Source organism: Leptospira adleri, assembly GCF_002811985.1.
Taxonomy (GTDB): domain Bacteria; phylum Spirochaetota; class Leptospiria; order Leptospirales; family Leptospiraceae; genus Leptospira; species Leptospira adleri.
Genome location: NZ_NPDU01000065.1, coordinates 1 through 24,592 on the forward strand (window position 1 = coordinate 1; position 24,592 = coordinate 24,592).

The window sequence follows — 24,592 nt, forward strand, 5'->3', positions numbered from 1 at the left end:
GGAACTAAAAAGTATGTTGACATGGAGAAATTAAAAGAGTTAAAAACTTTAAAGCTCATGGCTTGATCGTGTGAGGAGAGCTCTTCTCAAGTTCTCATTTGTGCGAAACTTTAAGGACACTATCCTTAGTTCTTTTTTAATTTGCATTCGAAAAGAAAATTATAAGGATTAATCCAACGAAATGAGAACCTTCTATGCTTGCGAAGGTTCTCTTAAAAATGTTAAACAACCTTCTTATTTAGTTAAGTTGAAACGTACCCTTGCCCCCGTCCGCGGTATTCACGATAATCGTATAAGAGCCCGCAACGTTAAATTGGATTTGCGCCGAGTTCGTGATCGTCGCTGCTCCTGCAATGAAAGCAAAATCAACGCCGGCTGCCGCCAAGTTCACTCCCTTTGTTACCGGACACCCGCCCTTGTAAACGGCGACTCCGAGAGTTCCGGAGCTGACTTGGAAGCTCAAAATGTTCCCCGCGATTGCCGCAGGAATTTGAATCGCGGCGTACTGCTTATCAATTTGAGTAAACGAAAGCGGATAAGGCGTTCCATTGGCTATTGCAGACATTGAAGCAATCGACACGGGAGTTCCCGCAGGAGAAAACGAGCAAGTATTATATCCTCCTGCCAAAAGTAGCAAGGCGAGATAGGAAGTATCGTCGTCCTCTTTGGATTTGCACGCAGAAAGAAGTCCTATCAATACGATACAGACTCCTATTTTTTTAATTAACTTCATTTGTAATTCTCCGAAGATTTTTTTATACTTGGATCTAAGGAATTCGAAGAGTCAAGCCTATCCCAAAAGTTACCTTCTCCTATCTTTGTCAGTCATTCCTTTTTAAAACCAAAAAGTTTAAAATTTTAATATATTCATTTTTAATAATATTATATTAAGATATAAAAAATATTTTTTAAGATAAAACGAGAAACCCATAAGAACAACATTTCGGTTTACCAAAGTTAACCTGATCCAAAAAAGGTGGCTTTTCATTTTTTGAAGAAGAAAAGATCTTGCTCAAAACCTTTTCAACGGTTCGTAAAAACAAACCGGCTAAAACAAAGATGGGAACCATCCGTAGATTTTGAGGAATAAAACTTTATAGAATCGCAGATTACAATTTCGAAACCAAAATCCTATGTTGATTCTCATTTCGGTGGCATTCGTTCCTATTAGAACAAACACTACGCTATTTCCTTTTTATATCATTTAATTCACGTTAGGTTTTCTAAAACGAATTGAAGTCTCCAATATAGTATCAATTGCGATTGATACGAACTCAGAAAGAAACCATAAATTAGATCCAATACCCATACGTATGATCCATTCGGTGCAAGAAGAATTAGCTCTCTTAGGAAAACGAGTCGTCGAACCGATGATTTTTTGCAAATTTCGATTCGAAGTGTTGTAGCGAAAAACTTTAGGAAATTCTCGGAGTCGCTTTTTCTTTGTTAGAAAATAAAGAGCTCTTCAATCTACTTTTCGAGAGATTTCTCTGTTTTCGTTCGATAAAATGGATTCGAGTATAGAAAACCGGAAGGCAATACGGCCTTGACAACGACGTATTCGTCTTCGGAATCAATCAAATATTCTCCGCGCGTCTTTTGAAATTCTTCCTTCAATACTTTCCCGCCCTTTCCGATAAATTCCAATTTTAAAAACTTTTCGGGAAACTCCGCGATTATTTTTTTATCTTCCATTCTCAGATCCAGAATCTTAGGATCATCCATGTAATCCACGAGTTTCATTACGGAAATGTAATTTCCTCGTTTGAGATTTTTTACAATTTCTTTCTCATCCAAGGAATCGGTATTCAAAAGAATGTATCTTGTAAACGTTTCTCCTTCGTTTTGATTCGAAAACGTGAGTTCGTGAAAGATCCTTTCATACAAAGGGAGTTTCATTGCGCGAATCAACTCACCCGGAAAATAATGAAGGTCGTCTCCGCTCGCGGCTAAAATCGGATATCCTTGATCCAAAAGCCGAAGCCATTCAGGAAAAGAATCTCCAAACGGCGAAAACACTTCTACCGCATCCAAATTTCGGAGTCGTTCGATGTCTCTATAGGAAATGGCCCCCTCCAAAACAGGATGAGATACGATCACAAAAGATTCTTCTTTTTGCATTTGATCGATCGTCCATTGAAGATTTCCGATGGTCGTGTAGACTGGAAAAAAATCGTAAACGGCTTCTTTCGCGCCTAACACAAGAATGTGCTTCCGATTAAAATCTCTACCCCACTCATAACCAGGTAGAAATATTTTCTTTCCCGATTCGACGCCGCTAACTTTGAGATAATCCGTAATTCCGATGATGTCGTATTTTTTTTCAAGATAACGCTCTTGGATTTCTTTCGGACTACTTCGAAAAGGGGAAAACCCGTCGCGATCAGAATGAAGATGAAAAGCGGTCTTTAACCACCTTTGAATCGTTGGAGAATACGGGGAATGAATGAAATCGCCGTGAAACGGAAGCGGTTTCTCAATACGCAAAGGGTCGCTCAAAATCCAGGAAATCGAAAGATGAGCGCCGCCTAAGAACAAAATGATCCCGAGAATTCGAAACCAAACCTTCGGATCCATTCTCTTTTTGAAAACCATCTGCATTCCATTTCAAAAGATTCCCCCAGAATGAAAAAAGTTTTTCAGTTTCGGTTTATTTTTTACGTTCTTCTTTTTTAACTTCTTTTGTAAAATGTCAGGGATTTGTAATTTTTCAGATTCAACTCTTGGCTTTCGTTTCGAAGATACAAAAAAAGATCTCAGGAAAAAATCCATCATGTAAGTGTACACTTAATTATTGGATTTACAGAATTTGCCGGATTATAAATTCTACACTCTAATGACCGCTCCCGAAATTTCCGTCATTCTGCCGACTTATAACGAAAAAGAGAACATTCCGATTCTTCTTCCGAGACTCGCTCATGCGTTGAAAAAATATTCCTACGAGATCCTACTCGTGGACGACAATAGCCCCGATCGAACCTGGGAAGTCGCTGAGAATTTAAAAAAAGATCACAAAGAACTTTTCGTTCTCAGAAGAATGGAAGGTCGCGGCCTTTCCTCTGCGGTCCTCGCCGGAATGTCGATCGCAAAGGGAAAGGTCTTCGTCGTCATGGACGCGGATCTGCAGCACGACGAATCCATTTTATCGGCGCTGGTGGTACCGATTCTCAATCAAAAATCCGACGTGAGCATCGGAACGAGATACAAAGACGGAGGTTCTACTTCGAATTGGTCCTGGGTTCGAAAGAGCTTTAGTTATTTTGCAACTACTCTGGCTCAACTATTTTTACCAATTCCCGTTTCCGATCCGATGAGCGGTTTTTTCGCGATATCCAAGGACTACTTCAAAACCACCGCGGAGAGTATCAATCCAAGAGGATTTAAGATTCTATTAGAATTTTTGCATAGATCCAAAGTACCTCCGAAAATTTCCGAAATTCCTTTTACGTTTCAAAGCCGCAGATTCGGCAAAACAAAGTTAGACGGTTCCGTTATCCGGAATTACTTGGTCGCTCTTTTAGATCTTCGTTTTGGCAAATGGGTTTCCCCTACCTTTCTCCTATATTCCTTGGTGGGATCTTCCGGAGTTTTCGTAAATCTTTTCGGACTTTTAATCGGAGAAACGTTTCATTTCCCGGAGCTTACGACTCCGTTTCAATTTCTAAATCCGTTTCACAGTTCCGTTTTGTTCGGAATTGAAATATCGATTCTTTCCAATTTTGTTCTCAACAACTATCTTACTTTTTATGAAAAAAGATACGATGGGATCCGAATCGTTCAGGGTTTGATTCTTTTTCATCTTGTGAGCCTCCTCGGACTTTTAATTCAAATTAGCGTTTTTCAATTTTTATATCATAGAATCTTTCTATCGGAGTTTAATTCTTCCGGACTTCTCATTAAATTCTTTGCAGATTCGCTTGCTATTTTGGCCGCTATGATTACAAATTACTTCTTAAATCTAAACGTCACCTGGAAAGGTTCCAGAGACGAATCTCGTTTTTGAAGGAGTTTTTATGTCTAAAGTTCTGGTTCCATTTGCTGAAGGAATGGAGGAAATGGAAGCCGTTATCATCGTAGACGTCCTTCGAAGAGCCAAGATAGAAGTGACGAGTGCCTCTCTGAAAGAGGGAGCGGTTACCGCATCGCGCGGAGTTCGAATTTTGGCGGACACAACTATTCAAGAGGTGGATTTCAAAGACTTCGATATGATCGTGCTGCCCGGAGGCAACGGCGGGACAAAGGCTCTTGCAGCAGACGCAAAAATCTCCGAACTTCTTCAGGACGCAAAGAAGAATGAAAAGTGGATCGCCGCAATTTGTGCGGCTCCGAGTATTTTAGTACATCAGAATATTCTTACGAACCAAGACCGTTTTACGTCTTTCCCCGGAGTTGTTTCCGACGTTATAGGTTATACCGGAGCCAGATTGGAAATTTCCGGTAAAATTATTACGAGCGTCGGTCCCGGTTCGGCCTTCGAATTCTCTTTAGAGCTCGTAAGAATTCTTTGCGGAGAAAAAACGATGATGGAAGTGAAAGCGGCGCTTCAACTGCCGAAATGAAAGATTTTTTTAGAAGTAACTCAGGAAAATTCAAAAGAATCTCGGCGATCACGGGTGCGGGGATTTCCGCCGAAAGTGGAATTCCGACCTTTCGAGGAGCGGAAGGACTTTGGAAAAATTTTCGCGCCGAAGAACTGGCTACTCCTCAGGCATTTCAAAAGAATCCACAACTCGTCTGGGAATGGTATCTTTGGAGAAGGGGCATCATCGAAACAAAGAAGCCGAACCCGGGACACTTCGCTCTGGCAGAATTAGAAAAACGTTATGCGGATTTCTTTCTTTTGACTCAGAACGTGGACGGCCTTCATTTCAGAGCAGGTTCAAAAAATCTCGTAGAAATTCACGGAAATATCTTCATCAATCGATGTACTTCCTGCGAAAACGAAATCAAAATCGATTCGACAAAGCCGGACGATACTCTTCCTAAATGCGATCTTTGCGGCTCTCTTTTTCGTCCGGGTGTGGTATGGTTCGGAGAATCTTACGATTCATTCAAACTCAATGAATCGGTTTTAAGAATGCAGAATTCGGATCTTCTTTTGATCGTCGGCACCTCGGGCACTGTGAGTATGCCTGTGTATTTGGCGGAAATAGCAAAAGAGAACGGCGCGCTGCTTCTTGAAATCAATCCGGAAAGAAGTTCTTTCTCTTCCTCAGTCGACCTTTTTCTAAAAGGGAAATCCGGTGAAATTCTTCCCGAACTTGTTCAAGAAATAATTTCCAACGAATAAAAAACGGTTCAGGCTCTGCCGCAGGAATCGATTTAACTTTTTTGCAACTGAATTCCGGGCATAGAAACGTAACCGGGAAGACTTTCGATGCGTTTTAACCAATCTCTAGTTTTTTCAAACGGTTTTAAATCGACTCTTCCCTCGTTTGCAAGGGCAACGTAAGGATACATCGCCAAATCGGCGATAGTCGGTCTTTCGGCGGCGAGCCACAGATTCTGCGTCAGATGATTTTCCAAAAAATTCAAAAGTTGATTTGTGATCATTTCGGCCTCATCGATCTGAATCGTTTTTCCGAAGCGATAATGAGTCCGCAAAGCCGCCGGTCCTCTGGTAACTTCGTTTGCAGCGGTGGAAAGCCATTCCATCACTTTGGCGCTTCCGATCCCGGATTTTGGAAACCATTCTTCCTTTCCATATTCGAGCGCAAGATATACCAGGATCGCCTGACTATCACGGATAAAAAAACCTTTGTCTTTTAATACGGGCACTTGTCCCAATGGATTCATCTTCAGAAAAGTCTCCGACTTGTGCTCTTTTTCCGCGTTGTTTACAGCGCGGCTGACATATTCCAAATTCAGCATAGATAAAAGCATACGGATCTTATGACAGTTTCCCGATATTGCAAATTCAAAAAGTTCCAAAACTCCTCCTGTTCCCTTCCTATCTAAGTTAAAATTTTTATTGTTTCAGCCTTGGAATCGCCAAGACCGTCAAAGAACGTTTGATCGGCGCTCTTTGTTTCTCATTTCGGCAACCGAGAGAAGATAAAATCGGCGTAATCGTTGAAACAACTTGGAGACATGTGCCCCGGGTCGCTAAAATCGTCGCAATGGTACCGAGGATCCTCGTTCATATTCCAGAATGCGGTTCCCGTCGATTGATGCAGTCGATTCAAAATCGGAATCATGATGTCGTAAGGAGTTTTTTCATCCTTTTCACTCGTTAATACTTTTTTGGTTTTATAAAGCTCAAAGTAAGGACGCGAAACTCGCACCCAAATCGTTGCATAAGGAACTCCTAATGCTTTTGCGATCGCAATTGCGTCTTCCTGATTGGATAACATCTTCGGATTAAAAGTAAAAGGAGTCAGATAGGATTTAAAATCCGTATTCGATCTTTTTTTGAGCAGTTCCGGAGATAAGACGATCTTGGGACTGGAATCGGAAGTCGCGCTTCCTCTTTGTTTTTTGAGATTCTCGGTAATTTCGTCCCTAAGTTTGCTATAACCTTTCGCCATAACACCCCCGTCCTTGGCTCGAGCGCGGATAACGTTCCATCGCGGCCGATTTTTGAGAGTATGAAATAATTTTTTTCCAATATAACCGGTAAGATCGGAAGAAGAATATCGATCGGCGTGGCGAAACACGAACGATCCGCTCAGTCCGTAAAACAGAACCTCGTCCAACGTCAAAACCGAGGAAGAATTGAAGATTTCGATCGATTCGTCCATCAGTATAAAATCCGGTTTTACCGATTCATTTTGAAAACGTTCCAACCAGTAAAGATAATAATCGGGAGAACCGCCCGGCACCGAAAAGTTAAACAAAACCCAGTTCGGATATTTTTTCTCTATATAATCGTTTCTAAAAAGAAGAGCTCTTGAATTTCCGAAATAAACCAGAACCTTCTTTCTTTCTTTGCCTTTTAGATAATCTTTCAACTCTTCGAAAAGAAATTCCTTATGCCGAAAATTTAGATCGGAAAGAGTTAGAGAATAATACGGCTCCAAAGCAGCCGAACTGATGATTTTATCGATACTAAAAGCGATGATAAAGACGACAAAAGGAACGATTAGAAATCGATTTCGAAACATTCTATTTTCCTAAAACTTATAATAGATAAACGCGCCCGAATCTTCCGAAAACAACGCGAGCAAGAAAACGGTAAGAACTCCTACAAACGTAAGAAGCCAAGGATCGTATTTTCGAAAACGTTTCCAAAATTCCGGAACGTATTGAACCCAGTTGAAAAGTACGAGCGCCAGGAAAAGATAAAAGAATTTCTCCACATTCTCCATCCGATTGAGAAGAAAAAAGGAATTCCCGTCCACAAGCCGTCCCGCCTCTCCGATCCAAGCCGATGAAGTAGAACTTGAAATTTCGGATTCGATCGAGGAAGGAGAATTTTTAAAAATTCCGAGAACGTGTTGCACCATCGTTGTCGCGTTATTCGCTCGGAATAACACGGCGCTGAAAGAAAACAAAAGAAAGATGATCGCCGCCTTGAATACCCTTAAGACCACGCTTTTTTCAGGAGTCAATTTCCAACCGAGAGTGTTTTCAAGATAACGTTCTCCCGCGAGCAAAACTCCCCAGTAAAAACCCCAGGCGATAAACGTATAATCCGCTCCGTGCCAAAATCCTCCGATCGTCATCGTAAGAATGAGATTGAGATGGGTTCTCCACTGAGCGGCCCTGCTTCCACCTAATGAGAAATATATGTAGTCCCGAAGCCAAAACGACAACGTTATGTGCCATCTCTGCCAGAGTTCTCTCCCGCTTAAGGAGAAAAAAGGAGCCTTGAAGTTTTCTGGAAGATAAAAGCCGAGTAACGCGCCCACTCCTCTCGCCATATCCGTAAGACCGGAAAAATCGCAGAAGACTTGGACTGAATATCCGATTCCCGCAAGAATCAAAGAAGTGGAATCGTAAACTTCTGGATTGGAGAATATCGGAGAAATCAAACCGGAAGCCGGATCTGCGATCAAAACCTTTTTGACAAGACCGCTGATCATCAGATAACTTCCGTCATAAATTTTGTCCCGGTCCGGTTCCAAGTTTTTTAAATTCGGAAAAAAATCCCCGGTCCTCATAATCGGTCCCGCGATCAAAACCGGAAAAAACAGAACGAAAAGAAAATATCCTTTGATCGATATGAGTTCGCTTTCCGGATTCCTTCTCGCATCCACCGCCGCGGCGATCATCTGAAAACTGTAGAAACTGATCGCAAGCGGAAGAATGATGTGAACGATTCCTTGGATTTCTTGAAAGAAAGGATAACCCGTAAGATCTGCGAGGACCCGGGAAAAAAAATAAAAGTATTTAAAAAATCCAAGATTGATACAATTGAAAAGAACGGCGCCGATCATCCATCCTTTGGAATTCTCGCGATCCATCTTGATCTTCTTATAGAGAAAGTAATTGAGGAGAATTACGAAAACGAAGTGAAAGAAAAAAATCCAGGAAAACCAGATATAAAAAAAGGCGCTGGAAAGAATCAAAAAATCGGGACGATTCTTCTTGGGAATCAACCAATAGATCGTATAAACGAAGGCGAAAAAAATCGCAAAGGTAACGGAGTTGAACAGCACTGTTTTATCTGCCCTTCCTAAATAAATTTTTCCAATATTCCAGTTCGTCCGAGTTTAGTTTTTTATCTTTGAATTCTTCGCTGTCCGGTTCCGGCCTTTTGGGTGAGGTTTCCGCTAAAACCAAAGCCGCAAATTCTTCGGAAGAGATCGGATGAGCTCCCCATTTTTTTGCGTGAAAAAAAATCTCTTTGTCCGAACTGACCACTTGCACATCCGAAGGCCGAGTTTGTGTGCGGACAAACTCTTTGATCAAGTCGTCCGCCTTTCTTTCTTGGCTAAAATATACATGCAGTTTTCCGAACGTTTCCTGATACACTTCGCTGGCGATTTCCTTTTTGCCGTCGAAGAAAACGTGAAACGTTTGGTTTTTCTTTTTTTTAGAATAAAACTCTATCAATTCCAAAACTACCTGTCTTGCTTTTTTGAGTTGATTCTGATACATCAATTCTTCCGTTTCCGGGAACTTATAAATCAGATTGAAACCGTCAATCGCCACTTGTGAAGACATGGAATTGTAGTGACCAGAATCCCATTCTCATAAATACTGTAAACCAACCTTTCCAGGGAGATTATGAGTAAAATGGCTGATTCCGAACGTAATCCGGTCCGGGTCAACAAATTTAACGTCTGGCATTTTTATCTTTGGCTCCGCGCATTACCCGGATCCGGGAGAGATCTGTTTCTACTTTCTTTCGCGGGCTTCGACGTTCTTCTTCTTTTGATTTACAATTCTTATAAGGAATTTCTCCCCAAAGAACTCTACGCTTACGTGATCGGTTTCGATTTTTTTGTTCTCGTGATCTGGGGTGTGGAACTCATCACGAAATTTCGAAAGTCCAAGGATCCGGGAACTTACTTCTCGATGAATTGGTACGAAGTCGTGGGCGTAATTCCATTTTATTTTCTTCGTCCCTTTTTGCTTTTGAGAGGAATCAAGATCCTCATCGCATTTTACAAGTTGGGTCAGTCCGGACAAAACCTAAGCGATATCGTCACGAGGGAAATCACGTTTCGTTTTCGGGACGTGATCGTGGATACGATCGCGGACGCCGTTTTTTTACATTCTTTGGAAAGAGTGGAAGAAGTGATGATTCGTTTGGATTACAGCCAGCTCGCCAAACGCGCGTTTGAGGTCCATCAAAACCGGTTCAACGCAAAGGTCAACGAATCGCTTCAGTCCAAATTCTTATTGGGAGAATTGTCCCGCATTCCCTTTATGGGAGAAATTTCCAAACGTCTCGGAGAGGATATCAGTACGATGATCACGGACGTTCTTGAAAACGAAGTCACCGGCGAGATCATGAAGCAGATCACCGAAGCGATTCTCAAGGAAATGGCGAATCACGTAAAAAAACTTCCAATCGAAAGAATCACCCGCCCTCTCGAAGTCGAAGGTTCTTTGGAGGAAATGGAAACGATCCCCAAAAAAGAGGAAGATTCTTCGGAGAAGTTGACCGAAACCGAATCGTAAACGTCTATTCTCTAATATGAGTTCGATCCTAAGTCGCCTCTCCTTTCCATGGACTTCTTCCTCTTATTCTCTCGCAATCGCAGGCGGGGGTTGTAAGGCCTTTTACGGTCTCGGCGCGGGGCTTTCGTTTCGAAAATGGGGATTGGATCTTTCTCAAATCTCGGGTGTCAGCGCGGGAGCCGCGATGGCGCTTTGTATTCTTTCCGAAAGGGAAGAAGAGAGCATAACGTATTTCGAAGAACTCGCGCGCAGAAATTCCAAAAATTTTCGTTTCCTAAATCTTTTCAAAGGTCTTTCCCCCTTTCCTCATGAGAATATTACGAGAAGATCGATCCGTTACAGTCTGGATTTAAAAAAAATCAGAGAATCTTCCGTAAAGGTTTTTATCGGAGCCGTGAAGGCAAAGCCGATCCACAAAATCGACGGAAGAAAAACCTCCGTATCCCGTTTGATTTCAAGAACGATGCAGGCTTACATTCAAGACGAACGCGATAAACAAAAAGGAAGAATACCGAACCGCGTTCAGTCCATCTTTGACGAATGGAGTTTGGAAAATGTAATCTATTCGGAAAAAGACCTCGTGGAACCGAAAACGGTGGAACAGATTTTGCTCAATTCTTCTTCCGTTCCTCCCGTAGTTTCTCTCCAAAAAAAGAACGACGAATTTTTTTTAGACGGAGGTCTTAGCAACAACTTACTTCTGGAACGCTTTTCACCATCTCTGCCCAAAATCGGAATCTATTACGAAGAGAACACGATCATCGGAAAATCCGACGAAACGATGAGGAACACGTATCTTTTCAAACCATCTCGCCCGATCGGAATCAGCTCGTTCGATTATACAAACCCGATCGGGGTCCGCAAGGCTTTTGAACTCGGAAAAGAAGACGCGGAGAATCGAAAGAATGAGATTTTGGATTTTATTCAGAAGGTTCGATAAAAAACAGTTGCGAATCTTTTTCGAACGTTTAAAATTTTTAACCGAGAGGAGTGTTTGATTTATGAAATCCGTAGAAACTTGGTTCGGCGAATACGCTGACAGTCACAGAAATCCAATCAACAAAAATATCCATTGGATCTGCGTTCCCTTGATTTACTTCACCGTCATCGGTCTTCTTTGGTCGATCCCGGTTCCTTCCGTTTTCGCGTCGGTTCCTTATCTAAACTTCGCGACCATATCGCTCGTGTTAGCCCTTGCCTTCTACGTTCGACTTTCGCCTGCGCTGGCATTTGGAATGTTGGTTTTGACTTCGCTCATGATCTACCTGATCGTTCTACTTCAGTCCACCGTGCTTCCGATCATGATAGGCACTTACGCGTACGGTCTTGTCGATCTTTCCATCACCATTTTTGTTCTGGCTTGGATCGGACAGTTTATCGGTCACAAGATAGAAGGTAAAAAACCTTCGTTCTTTAAAGACATTCAGTTTTTGATGATCGGACCGATCTGGCTCCTAGGTTTTGTGTATCAAAAGTTGAAAATCGCATACTGATTGTTACAATCGATCTCTTTGAAACCGCGTCGCCCAATCTTCTTGACCGGTAGAAGCGGTTCCATCATCACGTTATACAAGTTGTGGATAAAATATAGGTCGAGGGATTTTCGATGCCAAAGATAGTGAATCATGAAAAATATAAAATAGAAATTCTATCCAAGTGTGTGGATATTCTCGCGAGAAGAGGATATTCGGCAGTTTCCATGAGAGAAATCGCAACCGAACTAGACGTGTCCACGGGAACTCTCTATCACTACTTCGCGACCAAAGAGGATATCTTTAAGGAATTGGTGAAGTTTGTTCTGAACAAAGACATCGAAGAATTACAACTCTATTCCAAAGGGAATCCGGGACAAACGCTGGAAACGAGAGTTGACTCACTCTTTCAGATGATCCAAGCGAGAGAATCCTACTTTCAAAACCTTCTCTATATCATCTGCGACGTTTCTAGATTGAAAAATCACGAAGAAGAAAAAGTTTTAATCGCGGATGCGATGAAAGAATACGTGAACATCATTACGAAACATCTTGGAGTTACAAACCCAACCTTAAATCGAATTCTAATCAGCGTAATACTCGGAACCGTAGTTCAGAGAATCGTGGACGGTGATGCGATCAGCCTCGGAGATACTTCTGAAATCATCAAAGATTTTATGGCGGTATTTCTTTCCAATTCCTTCACATTCTAAGCTCAATAGATTTTATAACGATCCAGGACAGCCTTTGTTTCTTTTTGAATTCTCGCCGAATTCCACTTCAAGTGTTTTCCAAGAGAACGAAACAATCGACTCGATTCCTTTTCTTCGGGAAACCCAGGAACCCCTACCCCGGATCTATGAAAGAAGAAGTCGGTTGCAAAATGAATGTCTTCCCTTCCGACGATGAATTTCAACTCGCTTTCAAAAAACTTTTCTCCGTTTTGCAACGTATAAAATTCTTCTTGAACACTGCTTTTGGAAAGAATGGAATAAGACTGCGAACCGTATCGGTTCGCGATCGTCTCGATCAACTCCCCTCGTAGTTTTGGAAATTTTCTGCTCAGATCCGAAATCAAGGAAGGAAGATCGGAATAATCCCCGGTTGCCGGAGGAATGATTTCAGTTTCGCACGCGCGGAAATTTCCTGGAAGATATTCCACGACCTTATTGACCACCGCCTCTCCGACCGCCCGACTCGTGGTATATTTTCCGCCCATCGCCGTAAAGAAACCGGGAAAGCCCGCATCCCGATGATCGAAAATCTCGGTCTTCCGGGAAGCGTTATAAGTCGAAGTCGTTTCACTGGGATCTTCCACCAAAGGTCTCAAACCTCCGTAGTAGAAATCCACGTCTTGCAACGTAAGATCCGTAAGACCGAAGGAAAAATTCACTTCGCTTAACAATTCTTCGATATCTTTTTTAGTAACCCGAAAAGCGTCCGGGCTGTCCGGATATTCCGTATCTGTGGTTCCGATGATCGTCTTGTTTCTCCATGGAATGACAAAAAGGTGAGTGCCGTCTTTTTTTTTGGTTACGATCGTTTTATCGCCGCAGATCTTTCTCGTGACTACGTGGATTCCTTTAGATCGAACCAAATTTTTATCGGCCGGAACTCCGGCAAGAGATTCCACAAAATCCGCCCAAGGCCCGGCTGCGTTTACGATGGATTTTGCATGAAAAACGATCTCTTTCCCGCTTAACTTATCTTTGGCGACAACCTGATAAGTGGAATCGTTGCTTCTGACGATCGAAATCACTTCGGTATAATTTTTGGCTTCGGCTCCCCTTTCCCTAGCTGAAAAAATGAATTCTGAAGTATGGCGTTCCGGATTGGTATTGAGATAATCGTAATAAAGATAAGAGCCTTTTAATTTGGCACGTTCCAAACTCGGAGATTCCATGATCGTCTGTTCTTTCGACAAAAAACTGTATTTAGGAATCAAACGATCTTCGGAAATATTTTTGTTTCGATCAAAAGAAAGCCCGTTGTACATCTCCATTCCGAGTTTCAAAACGATTCTTTCCGCCTGCGAATAAACGGGAACTATAAATCCCATCGTTTGCACCGCATTCGGAGTTATTCTGGCAAGAGTGGCTCTTTCTCTGAGAGATTCGCGGACAAGGCCCAGCTCGAAATTTTTGAGATAACGCAGACCTCCGTGAATGAGTTTGGATGTCGCCTGACTCGTCCCCGACGCATAATCGTTTTTTTCCAACAAAATCGACTTCAGGCCTCTTAACGTAGAATCCCAAAGGACGTTCGCCCCGGTGATTCCTCCGCCGACGATCAAAAGATCGTAAACAGAAGACGCAGATGTTTTGGATGAAACCGCTTTCGTAGAAGCTGACTTTGTTTTTTTTGCCATAGCGTATTTATTTTTTTAAAAATTGGCGAGGTCAACCGCTTTTAACCGAATTGAGAAAAATCAATAATTTTATAATTTGATATCATTCTATATAAATACAAAAACTCGATTGAAAAAATTAGAATTCTCATAACCTTAGGGTTACGATGACTTTGCTCAAGACCGTTCCAAAATACTTTCGTCTTTTCTTTGACATTCACGAAGATAGAATCCGTTACGCAAAGGAATATGTGGAAGATCTTCACAGACAAGCAAGGCTGCTCCATTATCCGGGATCGATCATCGGAACCTTTGTTTGGTTGGGCTTCGCGTTAGACACCGATCGAAAACTGCATCCGGAGTTCCCGGAACTCTTCTATTTCAGAATCGGATTGAGTTTACTAAGTTCCTTTTTTTTAATTTCGATAGCGATTGATAAATTCGCCGGAACAAACCTTCGAGGAAAGGGTTTGGAATGGGCTTACATTCTCTTTCTATATCTTTTAAACGTAACCGCGTTTTTTACCGGAAGAATCGCCGACGATCCAAACTATGTTTCCGGACTCCAAATCGTCGTGATGTCCATGGTCTTTATGCCTTTTCCAAGAAAGGCATTGATTCTTCTTTATTCCATATCCATTCTCAGCTTTTTGACTGCGGTCTTTTTGTTTCACCCGAATCTTTCCACAAATCAGGCGTCTTATTCGATGCAGAATCTCGCCATCAGTTATCTGCTCGCCTTTTTTAGCGGTTTTATCGTGGAACGTTATCGTTTCTCCAACTTCGTGAGTCATTTTAAGATTTTGGAAAAGAATCGTGAGATCTCCGAGAACATGGAGCAAATTCAAGGTCTCAAAGAAAAACAGGACGGCGATTATTTTTTGACTTCTCTTCTTTTGGATCCTCTGATCGCCAAAAAAACCGAATCCGGTCCGGTGCAAATCAACTTTGCGCTGAATCAATATAAGAAGTTTATCTTTCGGGAAAAAGAATACGAGTTGGGCGGGGATTATCTCAGCGCTTATGATCTGATTCTTCAGGGCAAAAAATTCAAAGCGTTTATCAACGGCGACGCCATGGGAAAATCCATTCAAGGCGCAGGCGGCGCGCTTGTACTGGGTGCGGTCTACAATTCCGTCATCATTCGTTCAAGAATGGATCCCGATTCTGCGAACCGCTCTCCCGAAAGATGGCTGAAGGATTGTTTTACCGATCTTCAGAAAGTGTTCGAAACTTTCAACGGTAGCATGCTCGTATCAGCGGTGATCGGTCTTGTGGAGGAAGAAACAGGTACATTATATTATTTGAATATAGAACATCCGTGGTTGGTTCTCTATCGAGACGGCAAGGCTTCCTTTATCGATCCGGAAACTCATTTTTTTAAGCTGGGAGTTCAGGGGATCAATGGACAAGTTTTTGTAAAACTCTTTCAGATGAAACCGGGGGATAAGGTTTTCTGCGGTTCGGACGGAAAGGACGATCTCGTTTTGGATGAGGACTTCGAGGGGAAAAGAAAGATCAACGAAGATGAAACCGAATTCTTACGGAGAGTGGAGGAAGCGAAAGGAGAATTATCCGAGATCGAAAACCTACTTTTGGAGGTCGGTAACTTTTCGGACGACTACAGCCTTCTATCGATCCATTTCAGGGAAACGGCTTCGACTCCGATCCAGCAGGATCGATTCTTCAAGGCGAAAAAGGCCGCGCTTTCCAAGGACTTTGTAGGAGCTCTTACGATTTACGAAGAGAACAACGGTAAGAGCGATCTTTCTTCCGAAGAACTCAAACTTTACGCGAGGCTTTTGGATAAAACTGGAAAACTTTCGGAAGCGCTTTCCAAAGCGGTAAAAGCGTTGGATCTCGATCCGGCGGATCACGAACTTCTTCTTTACACTTCCCTGTTATCCAAAAGAAATTATTCACAATCGAAGGAAGTTTCTCTTCTAAAAAAGGCGGAAGAATTGGGAGAACGATTTCGGCTTCGTTTTCCGGATCATGTAAAGAATCTGATTCATCTTTCCGACGTATATCGGCTCCAAGGAAATCCGCAAAGAGCTTCCTTTCTGATAGAAAGAGCCGGAGAATTGGATCCCGAAAACGAGCGAGTCAAGGAGCTGAAAGAACTTCTTCGTTCCTAAATCTTTCAGAATTCTGTTGCGAAATCAGATCGAATCCAGATTCTTGTGCTTCGGACAATTTAATCCTTCCTTCGGAGAATTTGAGAGAATATGTTTTATACCGAACTCAATGCAAAAATAGATTATTCAAGAGATAACTTGAGATGGAACGCCTGGGGCGCATACGGCCAAGACTTTTTCAGAGTGGGTCAGATGCAGGAGATTCTTGCGTTTCTTTCCGACGAATTCAAGGTCAGCGAAATTCGTAAAACTCCTCCGGTAGCCCTCGAAGAAGTGACTCTTCCTAAATCGGCGCTGAGTCCCGCGCAGATCCGTGAACTGAGTAAAATCAGCGGATCCAAACACTTTTCTATCGAGCGCAGAGAAAGAGTATTTCATTCCGCCGGAAAAAGTTACTACGACGTTCTTCGACTTTCTTTTAATACCCTCAAACACTTCGTGGACGGAGTCATCTATCCCTCCAAAGAATCCGAAATCTCTAAAATTTTAGAATACTGTTCCAAAAATCAGATCACCGTCATTCCCTTTGGAGGAGGTTCTTCGGTCGTTGGAGGTCTGGAAGTTTTAAAAGGAAAAGGACAAAAGGCGGTTCTTTCGCTGGATACGACTCGAATGGACTCGCTCATCCGCTTGGACAAAGAAAGCCATCTCGCGACTTTCCAGGCGGGAATCTACGGACCTAAATTGGAAAAGATTCTAAACGACCAAGGATTTACGCTCGGCCACTTTCCTCAATCGTTCGAATACTCGACTTTGGGAGGTTGGATCGCCGCAAGAAGCGCGGGCCAACAATCCAATCGTTACGGAAAGATAGAAGAAATTCTTACCTGTCTAAAAGTAGTAACTCCTTCCGGCGTCGTGGAAACCTTGAGAGATCCCGCCTCTTCCACCGGACCCGACCTCAACCAGATCTTCGCCGGAAGCGAAGGACTTCTCGGTATCATCACGGAAGTTACGATCAAGGTTCATAAACTTCCCGAGACGAGAAAGTATTTCGGAATCGTATTCCCGAATTTTGAAGCAGGTTTGAACTTTATCAAAGAAGTCAATCACAGGGAAATTCCGACTTCGATGATCCGACTTTCGGACGCGGACGAAACCCGTTTGTATCAAACGTTAGGCACCTTTGGTAAAAAAAACACTCCTCTGCGTTGGTTAAAGAATAAGATTCAAGACGCTGTTCTCAATTTTAAGTCGATCGGAGAGGATAAATGTGTGATTCTACTCGGAATGGACGGCACAAAACTGGACGTAGCTCAGAATTTCGCTAAAATTAAAAAGGTGATTCCGATGTTCGGAGGTTTGTACGCGGGAACTCATCTCGGCGAACAGTGGATCCATTCCAGATACAACATGCCTTTTTTACGCAATCACGTTATGGAGAATGGGATCGGCGTGGATACGATGGAAACCTCGACTACCTACGATCGGGTCCTTCATCTTCACAAAGAAGGAGTGGCGGCGCTTGAAAAATCGATTCCAGGTTCGATCGCGATGTGCCATATCTCTCACAGCTATCACGAAGGCGCTTGTCTTTACTACACGATCATCTTTCCGATGGACGCAAAAAAACCCGAAGATCAGTGGTTCAAGATGAAACGAACCGTTTCCGATTGTTTTATCCAAAACGGAGCTCCGATTTCCCATCATCACGGAGTCGGCTTTGACCATAAATCCTGGTATGAAAAATCGACTTCCAAACCGGCGCTCCTGGGATTAAAAGCGTTTAAGAAAGAGATCGATAAGAAAGAAATTTTAAATCCGGGAAAAGTTTTTTACTAAGGGAAGAATCGTTTAGAAAGGGGACTTTCTTCAAACTAAAAAAAGTCCCTCTTTCTAAAACTTACACCAAGTGAAAAGGTTCTTCTGAAAAATCCGTCGTAACAACGACAAAACTCGGTAAGACGATCGCCCCACCCTGCGTAACGACCTCAATAGGAGTGATGCGCTGAGTTTCTTGGGTGGAGGTGGAGAGGCCGGCGGGAAAAAATCGGCGAATCATCCTTGCCAGAAAATCCACCTTTCCGAAACACAAAAACAATCCTCCGAGCGTAGGAACTCTTACAAAAATTCGGTAAGACTTCCTCTATCGTCCAAAAAGTTTTGACTGTTTAAAGCTCCCTTCTCTCGAAACAAAAAAGCCGGTGTTCCCACCGGCTGACTATATTCTTCTTTTCTAAATTAGAATTTACTGAAATACAGGTCTTCTTCTTTCGAGAATCGATTTCATTCCCTCTTGACCGTTCCTGGAAAAAACGGCGTTGGAGAGAAGAACGATATCTCTTTCCGCATTTTTTTCCGAAAAGGATCGAACCGGATCCCGAAGAGAAACTTTGATCCCGACCACGGACTCAATCGCCATATCTTTGAATTGTTCGCAGTATTTTCTCGCCTTCACCATCATTTCTTCGGTGGAAGTCGCAACCTCGTCGATCAGACCTATCTCTTTGGCTTCCTCCGCTTTGAGACCTTTTCCGGAATAGAGAAGATCGCGCGCAGCAGTGATTCCGACGGTTTCTTTCAGCATAAAACCGGCAACGGAAGGAAAATTGATTCCGATCTGAGATTCCGGAAAACCGAGACGGCCCTTCTTTTCCACCATCATTCTATAATCGCAAAAAATCGCATATACCGCGCCCAAGCCCATGGAATGTCCGTTCATCGCGCACACGATCGGCCTTTCAAAAAAAAGAAGTTTTCCCGCGGTGTCCAAAGCCAAACGAAGAACTTCCTGAATCTGTTCCAAAGTTTTTCCCACGAAAATTTCAGGATTGAAGCCGTTGGAAAAAAATTTCTCGTTTTTGGAAGTAAGAATCACCGCTTTGATCGAAGGATCCTTCGATATCGATTCGAGCTTCGCCGAAATCGTACGGAAAAAATCTCCGTTCAAAGAATTGACTTCGTTGGTTTCGATATAGAGTTCCAGAATATGATTGTTTCTAATTTCAGAAAGCATGTTTCGCTCCTAGTTCGATGTGATGTGAATGATTCCGATACGATTTTGATTTTATCGGGTTTTGCATTCTTGCATAAGAATTCATCCAAAATGAGGGACGAAAGAATGTTGTAAACCTCGATCTTGTTCTTTTAAAACTGAAATTTAGAATCGGGAATCGACTCGGAAAGTGCGATCTTTTTCATTTTAATTTCGATCTTATTCTGATCCAGGTTTGTCTTCGGTTCTACGATTCTTGTGATCGTAGTCTTGGGCGGAAACGAAACGGCACCTTGCACTTTTGTGATCGCCTTTAGGTTGCTTTTTTTGGAAAGAAGTTCCACGGAACCGATCCCAAACTCGGTCATCCAAAAAGTAATATCCTCGCCCGGTTTTTTTACAAGAATCGCCCGTTCCGAAAGATTTACGAAAGTAGGATCCGCTCCGGCAAGTCCGGAGCTATTATTCGAAAGAAGGGAATACAAAACGGGAAACGGAATCGTGGATTGTTTTTTTCCGCTAGGATCCTTAAATACGATATCCCCCATCGGAAGAGTCTGCGAGTTTGAATTCGCGGTTTTGATCTGGATCGAAACTCCGTCCGTAAAAACGCGGGAAACGATCATTCCGAAAAAAGGATCAGAAAGTTCTATGTACATCTTCCCGGAAGGACGGTCGTAGTAGATCTTACCGTCCGCGGAAAAACTTTCCTTTTTGGGAACGAAGTTCTCGATTCTCATGGAGAATTCCCCCGAATAGGAAGTGTTTTTATTCTCCAATTCTTTCACCGACTTCAGGATGCGCGCGGCTTCCGGATTTTTGGAGGATAAGAATTTTAAATTTCCCTTGTCAGGAAAGGAAATTTCTTCGATCTGAGGAGTTGTACAGGCGTAAAACACCAGCAACAACATTATATTTAAAGAATATACTTTTAGTGTCATAAAATTAACGATTTCTTTTATTTTGGATTTTTGTTCGCGGAATTTTCAGTCGCGCCGCTTTGTATCTTTTTATGAAGCCTCGATAGATCCTCTTTTTTCTTAAAAAGTTTGAGGCTTTTTTCCCAGTAGGCGATCGCGTTTCTGAACTCGTTCTTTTCTTTGTAAACGTCCCCGATATGTTCCAAGATAACCGGATCCTCTTCTCCTTTGTCTTTTAGAATCTGATACGCGAGTTGAAGATGCAAAAGCGCCTCGTCGTGATTTCCCATCTTGAAAAAAATCCAACCGAGACTGTCTTGATAGGCTTCGTTGTCCGGCGCGAGTTCCACCGCTTTCTGAACGAGAGCCAGAGATTCTTCCAATCGAATTCCTTTTTCGGAAAGATAATATCCGAGATAGTTGTAAGCCATCGGGTTGGTAGGATCGATCTCCATGGATTTTTTCAGATCGTTTTCCATCGCTTCCTGATTGCCCAACTTTTCGTGAACGGAAGCGCGGTAAAAATAATAGATCCCGTTTCCAGGTTCTTTTTCGATCGCGGAATTGAATTCTTCCAGCGATTCTTTGAACTTATCTTTTGAGGCGAGTACGATTCCCAAAAGATATCTCGCATAGGACATCTCCGGCTCCGATTTCAAAACGTCCCGGATCAGAATTTCGGCTTCTTCTTTTTTATTCGGAGGATCCGAACGAAGCAGATAAGCGAGGTGCAACTGAAACTTGAGTTTATCTGAAGTTTTTTCGGCTTTCTCAACCGCCTTACGGGATTCTAAAATTGCACGATAGACAAAACCCGATTGTTCGTGACAGGAAGCCAAAAAATCGTAAATTTCCGCGTCGTTCCATTCGGAAGTTTTGTTCGGAATCAGACTCGCTCTCTGAGCGGTCCTTTCCGCGAGCTCGAACTGCTGCATTCCGAAAACGATCTCCGAAACCTCGCGGAGTTCCTTCAAATACTGAGACGGATTTTTTTCTCTTTCATAAATGTCCAGCATCGCGAGACGAACCGCGAGTCTTCCTGGAAATTTTTCCTTCACAGGCAGAAGAATCTTCTTCGCCTCGATGTACTTGCCGAGTAGAACCAAATACAATCCTTCGAGAACGCTTTCTTTCGGAATTTTGGACTGTTGACTGAGAACATTAAAATATTCGAATGCATAGGAACGGCTTTCGATAAAATACATTTCCGCAAGAAGGTGTTCCACCGAGGAAAGATTTTTCTTTACTTTGAGAATCCGATTGAGTTCTTTTCGTGCGGAGGCGAACTTACCGAGCTGGTTCCAGATTCTCGCGAGGGTAAGTCTTGTGGAAATATCCGAAGGATTCTGCTGCAAATAAGAACTCAAAAAATACAGAGCCTTTTTCGTCTGTCCGTTCGCGAAATACATTTCACCCAGGGATTTATCCACGTAGGATCTGTATTTCGGATTTCCTTCCCGATTTCGGATGGAATCGCTGAGCGACGTCAGATAAAGGATCGCCCTTGGAAAATTTTTGAGCTCCTGATTCAAAGAACCCAAAAGATAAAGAAAATCGGAATCGTCCGCAAAACGACTCAGGTTTGACTCCAAATAATCGCTCGCTTTTTGATATTCTCCCATCCGAATGAGAACCCTCGATTTCAAAAGATATGCGTCTCGAAATTGAGGATCACTATGAATCGCAAAGTCGGCTTCCTTTTCCGCGGCCTCGAACTGACCTATGGCAAAGTGTCCGTTTGCTTTTGCGACTCGGGAAACGGGAGAAACCGGACGTTTTAGAACCTCGGAACAATGGATGTATCTTTCATAGAATCCGACAGATTCTTCATAGGCTTTTTTTGCTTTTTCCTGAGAGGGAACTTTTGTAGCTTCGGTTTGTTTTTCGAAAGCGAGGGATAAAAAGAATTCGGGCGCGACCGTAGATTCGGAATATTTACATTCTTCTTCCGAAAAAAGGGAGATCGGAAAAACCGCGAAACAAAAAACCAAAACCCAAAAACGAAAAGAATGGAAACCGTAAAGCCCCGAGAGGACGTTTTTTTTATTTGCTTGATTCATTCAGGTAACGGGACAGATTTGAGAAGAATGTTCCATACGTCAGGAACCATCCCGTCAATAGGTCCGGAATTTCATTCTGCGCGCAATCCGTCTAGGAGTCGAATCAATTTTCCAAACGATCGGAGCGGCCTACTTTGCTAACATACATCCGAGAAAATAAAAAATTCATTCTGATCCTTCTTTTGGTTTGGACCGTCGCGATCGCTTGGATTCTTCCCAATCGATATAAATTATTGAGTAAAGTCGCCTTGATGGTGCGGCCTCCCGGTTACGATCCTCAAACCGCCGAAGAATTTATTGAAAAAGGAGATTCCATTCTTCAAAGAGAAGTCGCCTATCAAGATCAAGGGGAAAGGATTCCGGATCTCGATTTGATGAGGGAAGCCTGTCTTTATTATTATTCTCTGAGTGAAAGAGATACGGTTCTCTACAAACCGTCCTGGACCGATTCAATGCATATCTGGAGATTCAAAGATTCCGGACTGAAAGAAGAATCCTCGGGAGAAAAAAAAATCTCATCCAGGACCAGATCCAGGGAACCGATCACCGGAGGACTCAATCCGGGAGAATACTGGAAAACCACTTCTCCCGTCGTATTAGAAGCGTTAGACTATTACAAACGGGCGCTGAATTTTTCTGGTCCCGATTTTACGGTTCCTAAAAAAATCGAAAGAACGGCGCTCGCGGTATGTCGTCCGGAGGAAGTTCTGCTCGCCTACGCAGACTACGTACGCAACACGGAAGAATCGGTTCGAGTCGTGATGGAAAACAGTAAACCCAAAAAACCGTTCTTCTCTTGCAATCAGGATTCCGGCCCGATCAACGTGCTTACCGAAAAACAAAATCAGATGCGGGTCTGGTCTCAGATCAAATCCAATTCTTTTTTGATCGACCCGGATAGAAATATCAAAGTCAACGCAAACGATTTTAAAAAGGCTCTCAATCTGCTCGCATTCGGAATTTATAAAACCGGGCTCAACTCGATTTCCCCTTTGGAAGCGGACGGAATTTTAGAAAAACTACTCTTCTTCGCGGATCCTGGAACGGTCGAATACGACGAACTTCTTTTCAAAAGAGGAATGCTCAACTATCAACTCGGAAAAAGGGATCCTCTTTTTTGGAACAAGTCGATCTTCTATTTTCGGGAAGCGGCTCAGTCTAACCTTTTGGACAAGGGATCGGTTTTCGAATCGAGACTGATGACGGTAAGATCCGAAATCCGAAAGGGAGAATTGGACGCCGCCTTACAGGAGTTACAGTCTCTTGAATCGGAGCTATATTCGATCGACAAGGCTTACCGAGTAACCGGAGCCGGAAGAAGCGATCTCGTGGAAGATAGAAAAAAACTCTTACGATACGTCCTGCGAAAAAAAGGAAGATACGAGGAAGCGGACGAACTCTATGTCGAAGAAGATTCGTTATTTTGATTACAACGCGACACATCCTCCCTTCGACGATGTGCTCGCGGAAATTCAAAAAGATTACTTTTCCGAATTCTACAATCCTTCCGGAGCCACCCGATTCTCCTTGGCGCGGCAAGGAAAGATCGAGGAAGCTCGGAAAGTTTTAGAACAATACACCGGAAAACCCGCGAAAGAATTCGTGTTTTCCTCCACCGGGACCGAGGCCAATCATCTCCTAACGCAGTCGATTCGGGGAAAATTCTCCGGGTACGCGATCGTATCCGCTTTCGAACACGCGTCGATGTATTCCGCTTTGGAATACGCGGGTCTTGAGGCTCGCAGGATCCGATCTCTTCCGAACGGACAAATCGATATTTCTCATCTCAGAATTTTATTGGAAGAAAATCCGGCTCCGATCTTCGTATTGCACGTCGCCAACGAATCGGGAGTATTACAACCTCTTGAGAAGATATCAGCGCTCGCGAAAGAATTCGAAGTTCCTTTGTTCTCCGATTTGATGCAATCCTTCGGAAAGATTGAAATCCCCTTCTCTTGTTTGGACGGATTTACGTTTTCAGGTCATAAGATCGGGGCCGGTATGGGCGCTTCGGCGACCTGGATTCGATCCGATTTGGTTTCGGAAAAAGAATTCGGAATCTTTCGGGGCGGGAATCAGGAAAACAATCACAGGGCCGGGACCGAAAATTCTCCGGCAATATTAGCTCTTTCGAATATTCTAAAAAGAAGAATCCCGGAAATCAAAAAGAAAAACGAAATCCTAAAAATTTATCAAAATAAAATCGAAACGACCTTGGAAGAATGCGGCTGCAAAATTATAGGAAAAGATTCCCCTCGTATCGCAAGCACTTCTTTTTGTCTTTTACCCACGGAGGACGTGGATTTTTTCATGATGGGAATGGAAGAATCCGGTTTTGTAGTATCGACCGGTTCTTCCTGTAAATCCAGATCGAGAGAACCGGCGGCCTCTCTTTTATCCATGGGTTTTTCCGAAGAGGAAGCTCTGCGCGCGATTCGAATTTCAACTGGTTGGTTTACCACCCAAGAAGAAGTGGATGAACTTTGTAAAAAGATCGTCCAGATCCTAAAAGCCTTAGATACCGATTTGTAAGAATTGGAAATCGACGCTTTCGCTGTCGAATCACAGAAAGTGCTTTTTTATTTCCGGTCCATTCTCTTTCTTTGAGTTTCGATTTCATCGGAAACGTTTCAAACCCGATTCTGTTGA

Annotated in this window: 21 protein-coding genes; 11 read left to right on the plus strand and 10 right to left on the minus strand. The window is 42.9% G+C overall.

The window, feature by feature from the left end:
* Positions 1-238 precede the first annotated feature (238 nt).
* Entirely contained in the window at positions 239-733 is a 495-nt protein-coding gene (locus CH376_RS18820; protein WP_100786459.1) for a hypothetical protein, read from the minus strand.
* 737 nt (positions 734-1,470) lie between these two features.
* Positions 1,471-2,595, minus strand: a complete 1,125-nt coding sequence (locus tag CH376_RS18825) for a PHP domain-containing protein (protein ID WP_100786458.1) — start codon at positions 2,593-2,595, stop codon at positions 1,471-1,473.
* A gap of 241 nt (positions 2,596-2,836) precedes the next feature.
* Here CH376_RS18825 and CH376_RS18830 point away from each other — a divergent pair, with 241 nt between their 5' ends.
* From CH376_RS18830 to CH376_RS18840, 3 genes are read left to right on the plus strand one after another with little or no spacing between them, the layout of a single operon-like run.
* Complete coding sequence (locus tag CH376_RS18830) at positions 2,837-4,003, plus strand: glycosyltransferase family 2 protein (RefSeq protein ID WP_100786476.1); 1,167 nt, start codon at positions 2,837-2,839, stop codon at positions 4,001-4,003.
* 10 nt (positions 4,004-4,013) lie between these two features.
* The gene (locus tag CH376_RS18835) at positions 4,014-4,559 is read left to right on the plus strand and encodes a DJ-1 family glyoxalase III (protein WP_100786457.1); all 546 of its coding nucleotides are present in this window, start codon (positions 4,014-4,016) and stop codon (positions 4,557-4,559) included.
* Entirely contained in the window at positions 4,556-5,290 is a 735-nt protein-coding gene (locus CH376_RS18840) for an SIR2 family NAD-dependent protein deacylase (RefSeq protein WP_100786456.1), read from the plus strand. Before CH376_RS18835 ends, CH376_RS18840 begins: the two co-directional genes overlap by 4 nt.
* A 32-nt stretch (positions 5,291-5,322) precedes the next feature.
* On the opposite strand, the gene CH376_RS18845 is transcribed toward CH376_RS18840, so the two are convergent.
* The 4 genes from CH376_RS18845 to CH376_RS18860 all read right to left on the minus strand — a co-directional run bounded on the left by CH376_RS18845 (position 5,323) and on the right by CH376_RS18860 (position 9,108).
* Positions 5,323-5,931: a glutathione S-transferase family protein gene (locus tag CH376_RS18845; RefSeq protein ID WP_243394767.1), complete on the minus strand. Its 609-nt coding sequence runs from the start codon at positions 5,929-5,931 to the stop codon at positions 5,323-5,325.
* A gap of 101 nt (positions 5,932-6,032) precedes the next feature.
* Positions 6,033-7,103, minus strand: coding sequence for a DUF1574 domain-containing protein (locus CH376_RS18850; RefSeq protein WP_100786455.1), 1,071 nt, complete (start codon positions 7,101-7,103; stop codon positions 6,033-6,035).
* A gap of 9 nt (positions 7,104-7,112) precedes the next feature.
* The gene (locus CH376_RS18855; protein WP_100786454.1) at positions 7,113-8,600 is read right to left on the minus strand and encodes an MBOAT family O-acyltransferase; all 1,488 of its coding nucleotides are present in this window, start codon (positions 8,598-8,600) and stop codon (positions 7,113-7,115) included.
* Positions 8,601-8,604: 4 nt separating this feature from the next.
* Positions 8,605-9,108 carry an NYN domain-containing protein gene (locus CH376_RS18860; protein ID WP_100786453.1) on the minus strand — a complete coding sequence of 168 codons (504 nt, stop codon included), beginning with the start codon at positions 9,106-9,108 and terminating at the stop codon, positions 8,605-8,607.
* A gap of 72 nt (positions 9,109-9,180) precedes the next feature.
* Here CH376_RS18860 and CH376_RS18865 point away from each other — a divergent pair, with 72 nt between their 5' ends.
* The 4 genes from CH376_RS18865 (at position 9,181) to CH376_RS18880 (ending at position 12,256) form a co-directional block, all read left to right on the plus strand.
* Positions 9,181-10,071 (plus strand): hypothetical protein, encoded by an 891-nt coding sequence (locus CH376_RS18865; RefSeq protein WP_100786452.1) that lies wholly within the window; start codon positions 9,181-9,183, stop codon positions 10,069-10,071.
* Between the two features lie 16 nt (positions 10,072-10,087).
* On the plus strand, positions 10,088-11,011 hold the full coding sequence (locus CH376_RS18870; protein WP_100786451.1) for a patatin-like phospholipase family protein: 924 nt from the start codon (positions 10,088-10,090) through the stop codon (positions 11,009-11,011).
* Positions 11,012-11,072: 61 nt separating this feature from the next.
* Positions 11,073-11,564: an Mpo1 family 2-hydroxy fatty acid dioxygenase gene (locus tag CH376_RS18875; RefSeq protein WP_100786450.1), complete on the plus strand. Its 492-nt coding sequence runs from the start codon at positions 11,073-11,075 to the stop codon at positions 11,562-11,564.
* Between the two features lie 113 nt (positions 11,565-11,677).
* Positions 11,678-12,256 carry a TetR/AcrR family transcriptional regulator gene (locus CH376_RS18880; protein WP_100786449.1) on the plus strand — a complete coding sequence of 193 codons (579 nt, stop codon included), beginning with the start codon at positions 11,678-11,680 and terminating at the stop codon, positions 12,254-12,256.
* A 2-nt stretch (positions 12,257-12,258) separates the two neighbouring features.
* Here the strand turns inward: CH376_RS18880 and CH376_RS18885 are convergent, their stop codons facing one another.
* A complete protein-coding gene (locus tag CH376_RS18885; RefSeq protein WP_100786448.1) occupies positions 12,259-13,911 on the minus strand; it encodes a glycerol-3-phosphate dehydrogenase/oxidase in 1,653 nt (550 codons plus the stop codon).
* 146 nt (positions 13,912-14,057) lie between these two features.
* Here CH376_RS18885 and CH376_RS18890 point away from each other — a divergent pair, with 146 nt between their 5' ends.
* Positions 14,058-16,028, plus strand: coding sequence for a PP2C family protein-serine/threonine phosphatase (locus tag CH376_RS18890; RefSeq protein ID WP_100786447.1), 1,971 nt, complete (start codon positions 14,058-14,060; stop codon positions 16,026-16,028).
* A gap of 90 nt (positions 16,029-16,118) precedes the next feature.
* A complete protein-coding gene (locus CH376_RS18895) occupies positions 16,119-17,810 on the plus strand; it encodes an FAD-binding oxidoreductase (protein ID WP_100786446.1) in 1,692 nt (563 codons plus the stop codon).
* A 406-nt stretch (positions 17,811-18,216) separates the two neighbouring features.
* Here CH376_RS18895 and CH376_RS18905 read toward each other — a convergent pair whose 3' ends face one another.
* From CH376_RS18905 to CH376_RS18915, 3 genes are all read right to left on the minus strand, one after another.
* The gene (locus tag CH376_RS18905) at positions 18,217-18,984 is read right to left on the minus strand and encodes an enoyl-CoA hydratase/isomerase family protein (protein WP_100786444.1); all 768 of its coding nucleotides are present in this window, start codon (positions 18,982-18,984) and stop codon (positions 18,217-18,219) included.
* A gap of 131 nt (positions 18,985-19,115) precedes the next feature.
* On the minus strand, positions 19,116-19,904 hold the full coding sequence (locus CH376_RS18910; RefSeq protein ID WP_100786443.1) for a LolA family protein: 789 nt from the start codon (positions 19,902-19,904) through the stop codon (positions 19,116-19,118).
* A gap of 17 nt (positions 19,905-19,921) precedes the next feature.
* A complete protein-coding gene (locus CH376_RS18915) occupies positions 19,922-21,943 on the minus strand; it encodes a tetratricopeptide repeat protein (RefSeq protein WP_100786442.1) in 2,022 nt (673 codons plus the stop codon).
* 134 nt (positions 21,944-22,077) lie between these two features.
* Between CH376_RS18915 and CH376_RS18920 the strand changes: the two genes are divergently transcribed.
* Complete coding sequence (locus tag CH376_RS18920) at positions 22,078-23,370, plus strand: hypothetical protein (RefSeq protein WP_100786441.1); 1,293 nt, start codon at positions 22,078-22,080, stop codon at positions 23,368-23,370.
* Positions 23,345-24,475 carry a cysteine desulfurase family protein gene (locus tag CH376_RS18925; RefSeq protein ID WP_100786440.1) on the plus strand — a complete coding sequence of 377 codons (1,131 nt, stop codon included), beginning with the start codon at positions 23,345-23,347 and terminating at the stop codon, positions 24,473-24,475. The genes CH376_RS18920 and CH376_RS18925 overlap by 26 nt, the downstream gene beginning before the upstream one ends.
* Positions 24,476-24,592: the final 117 nt, after the last annotated feature.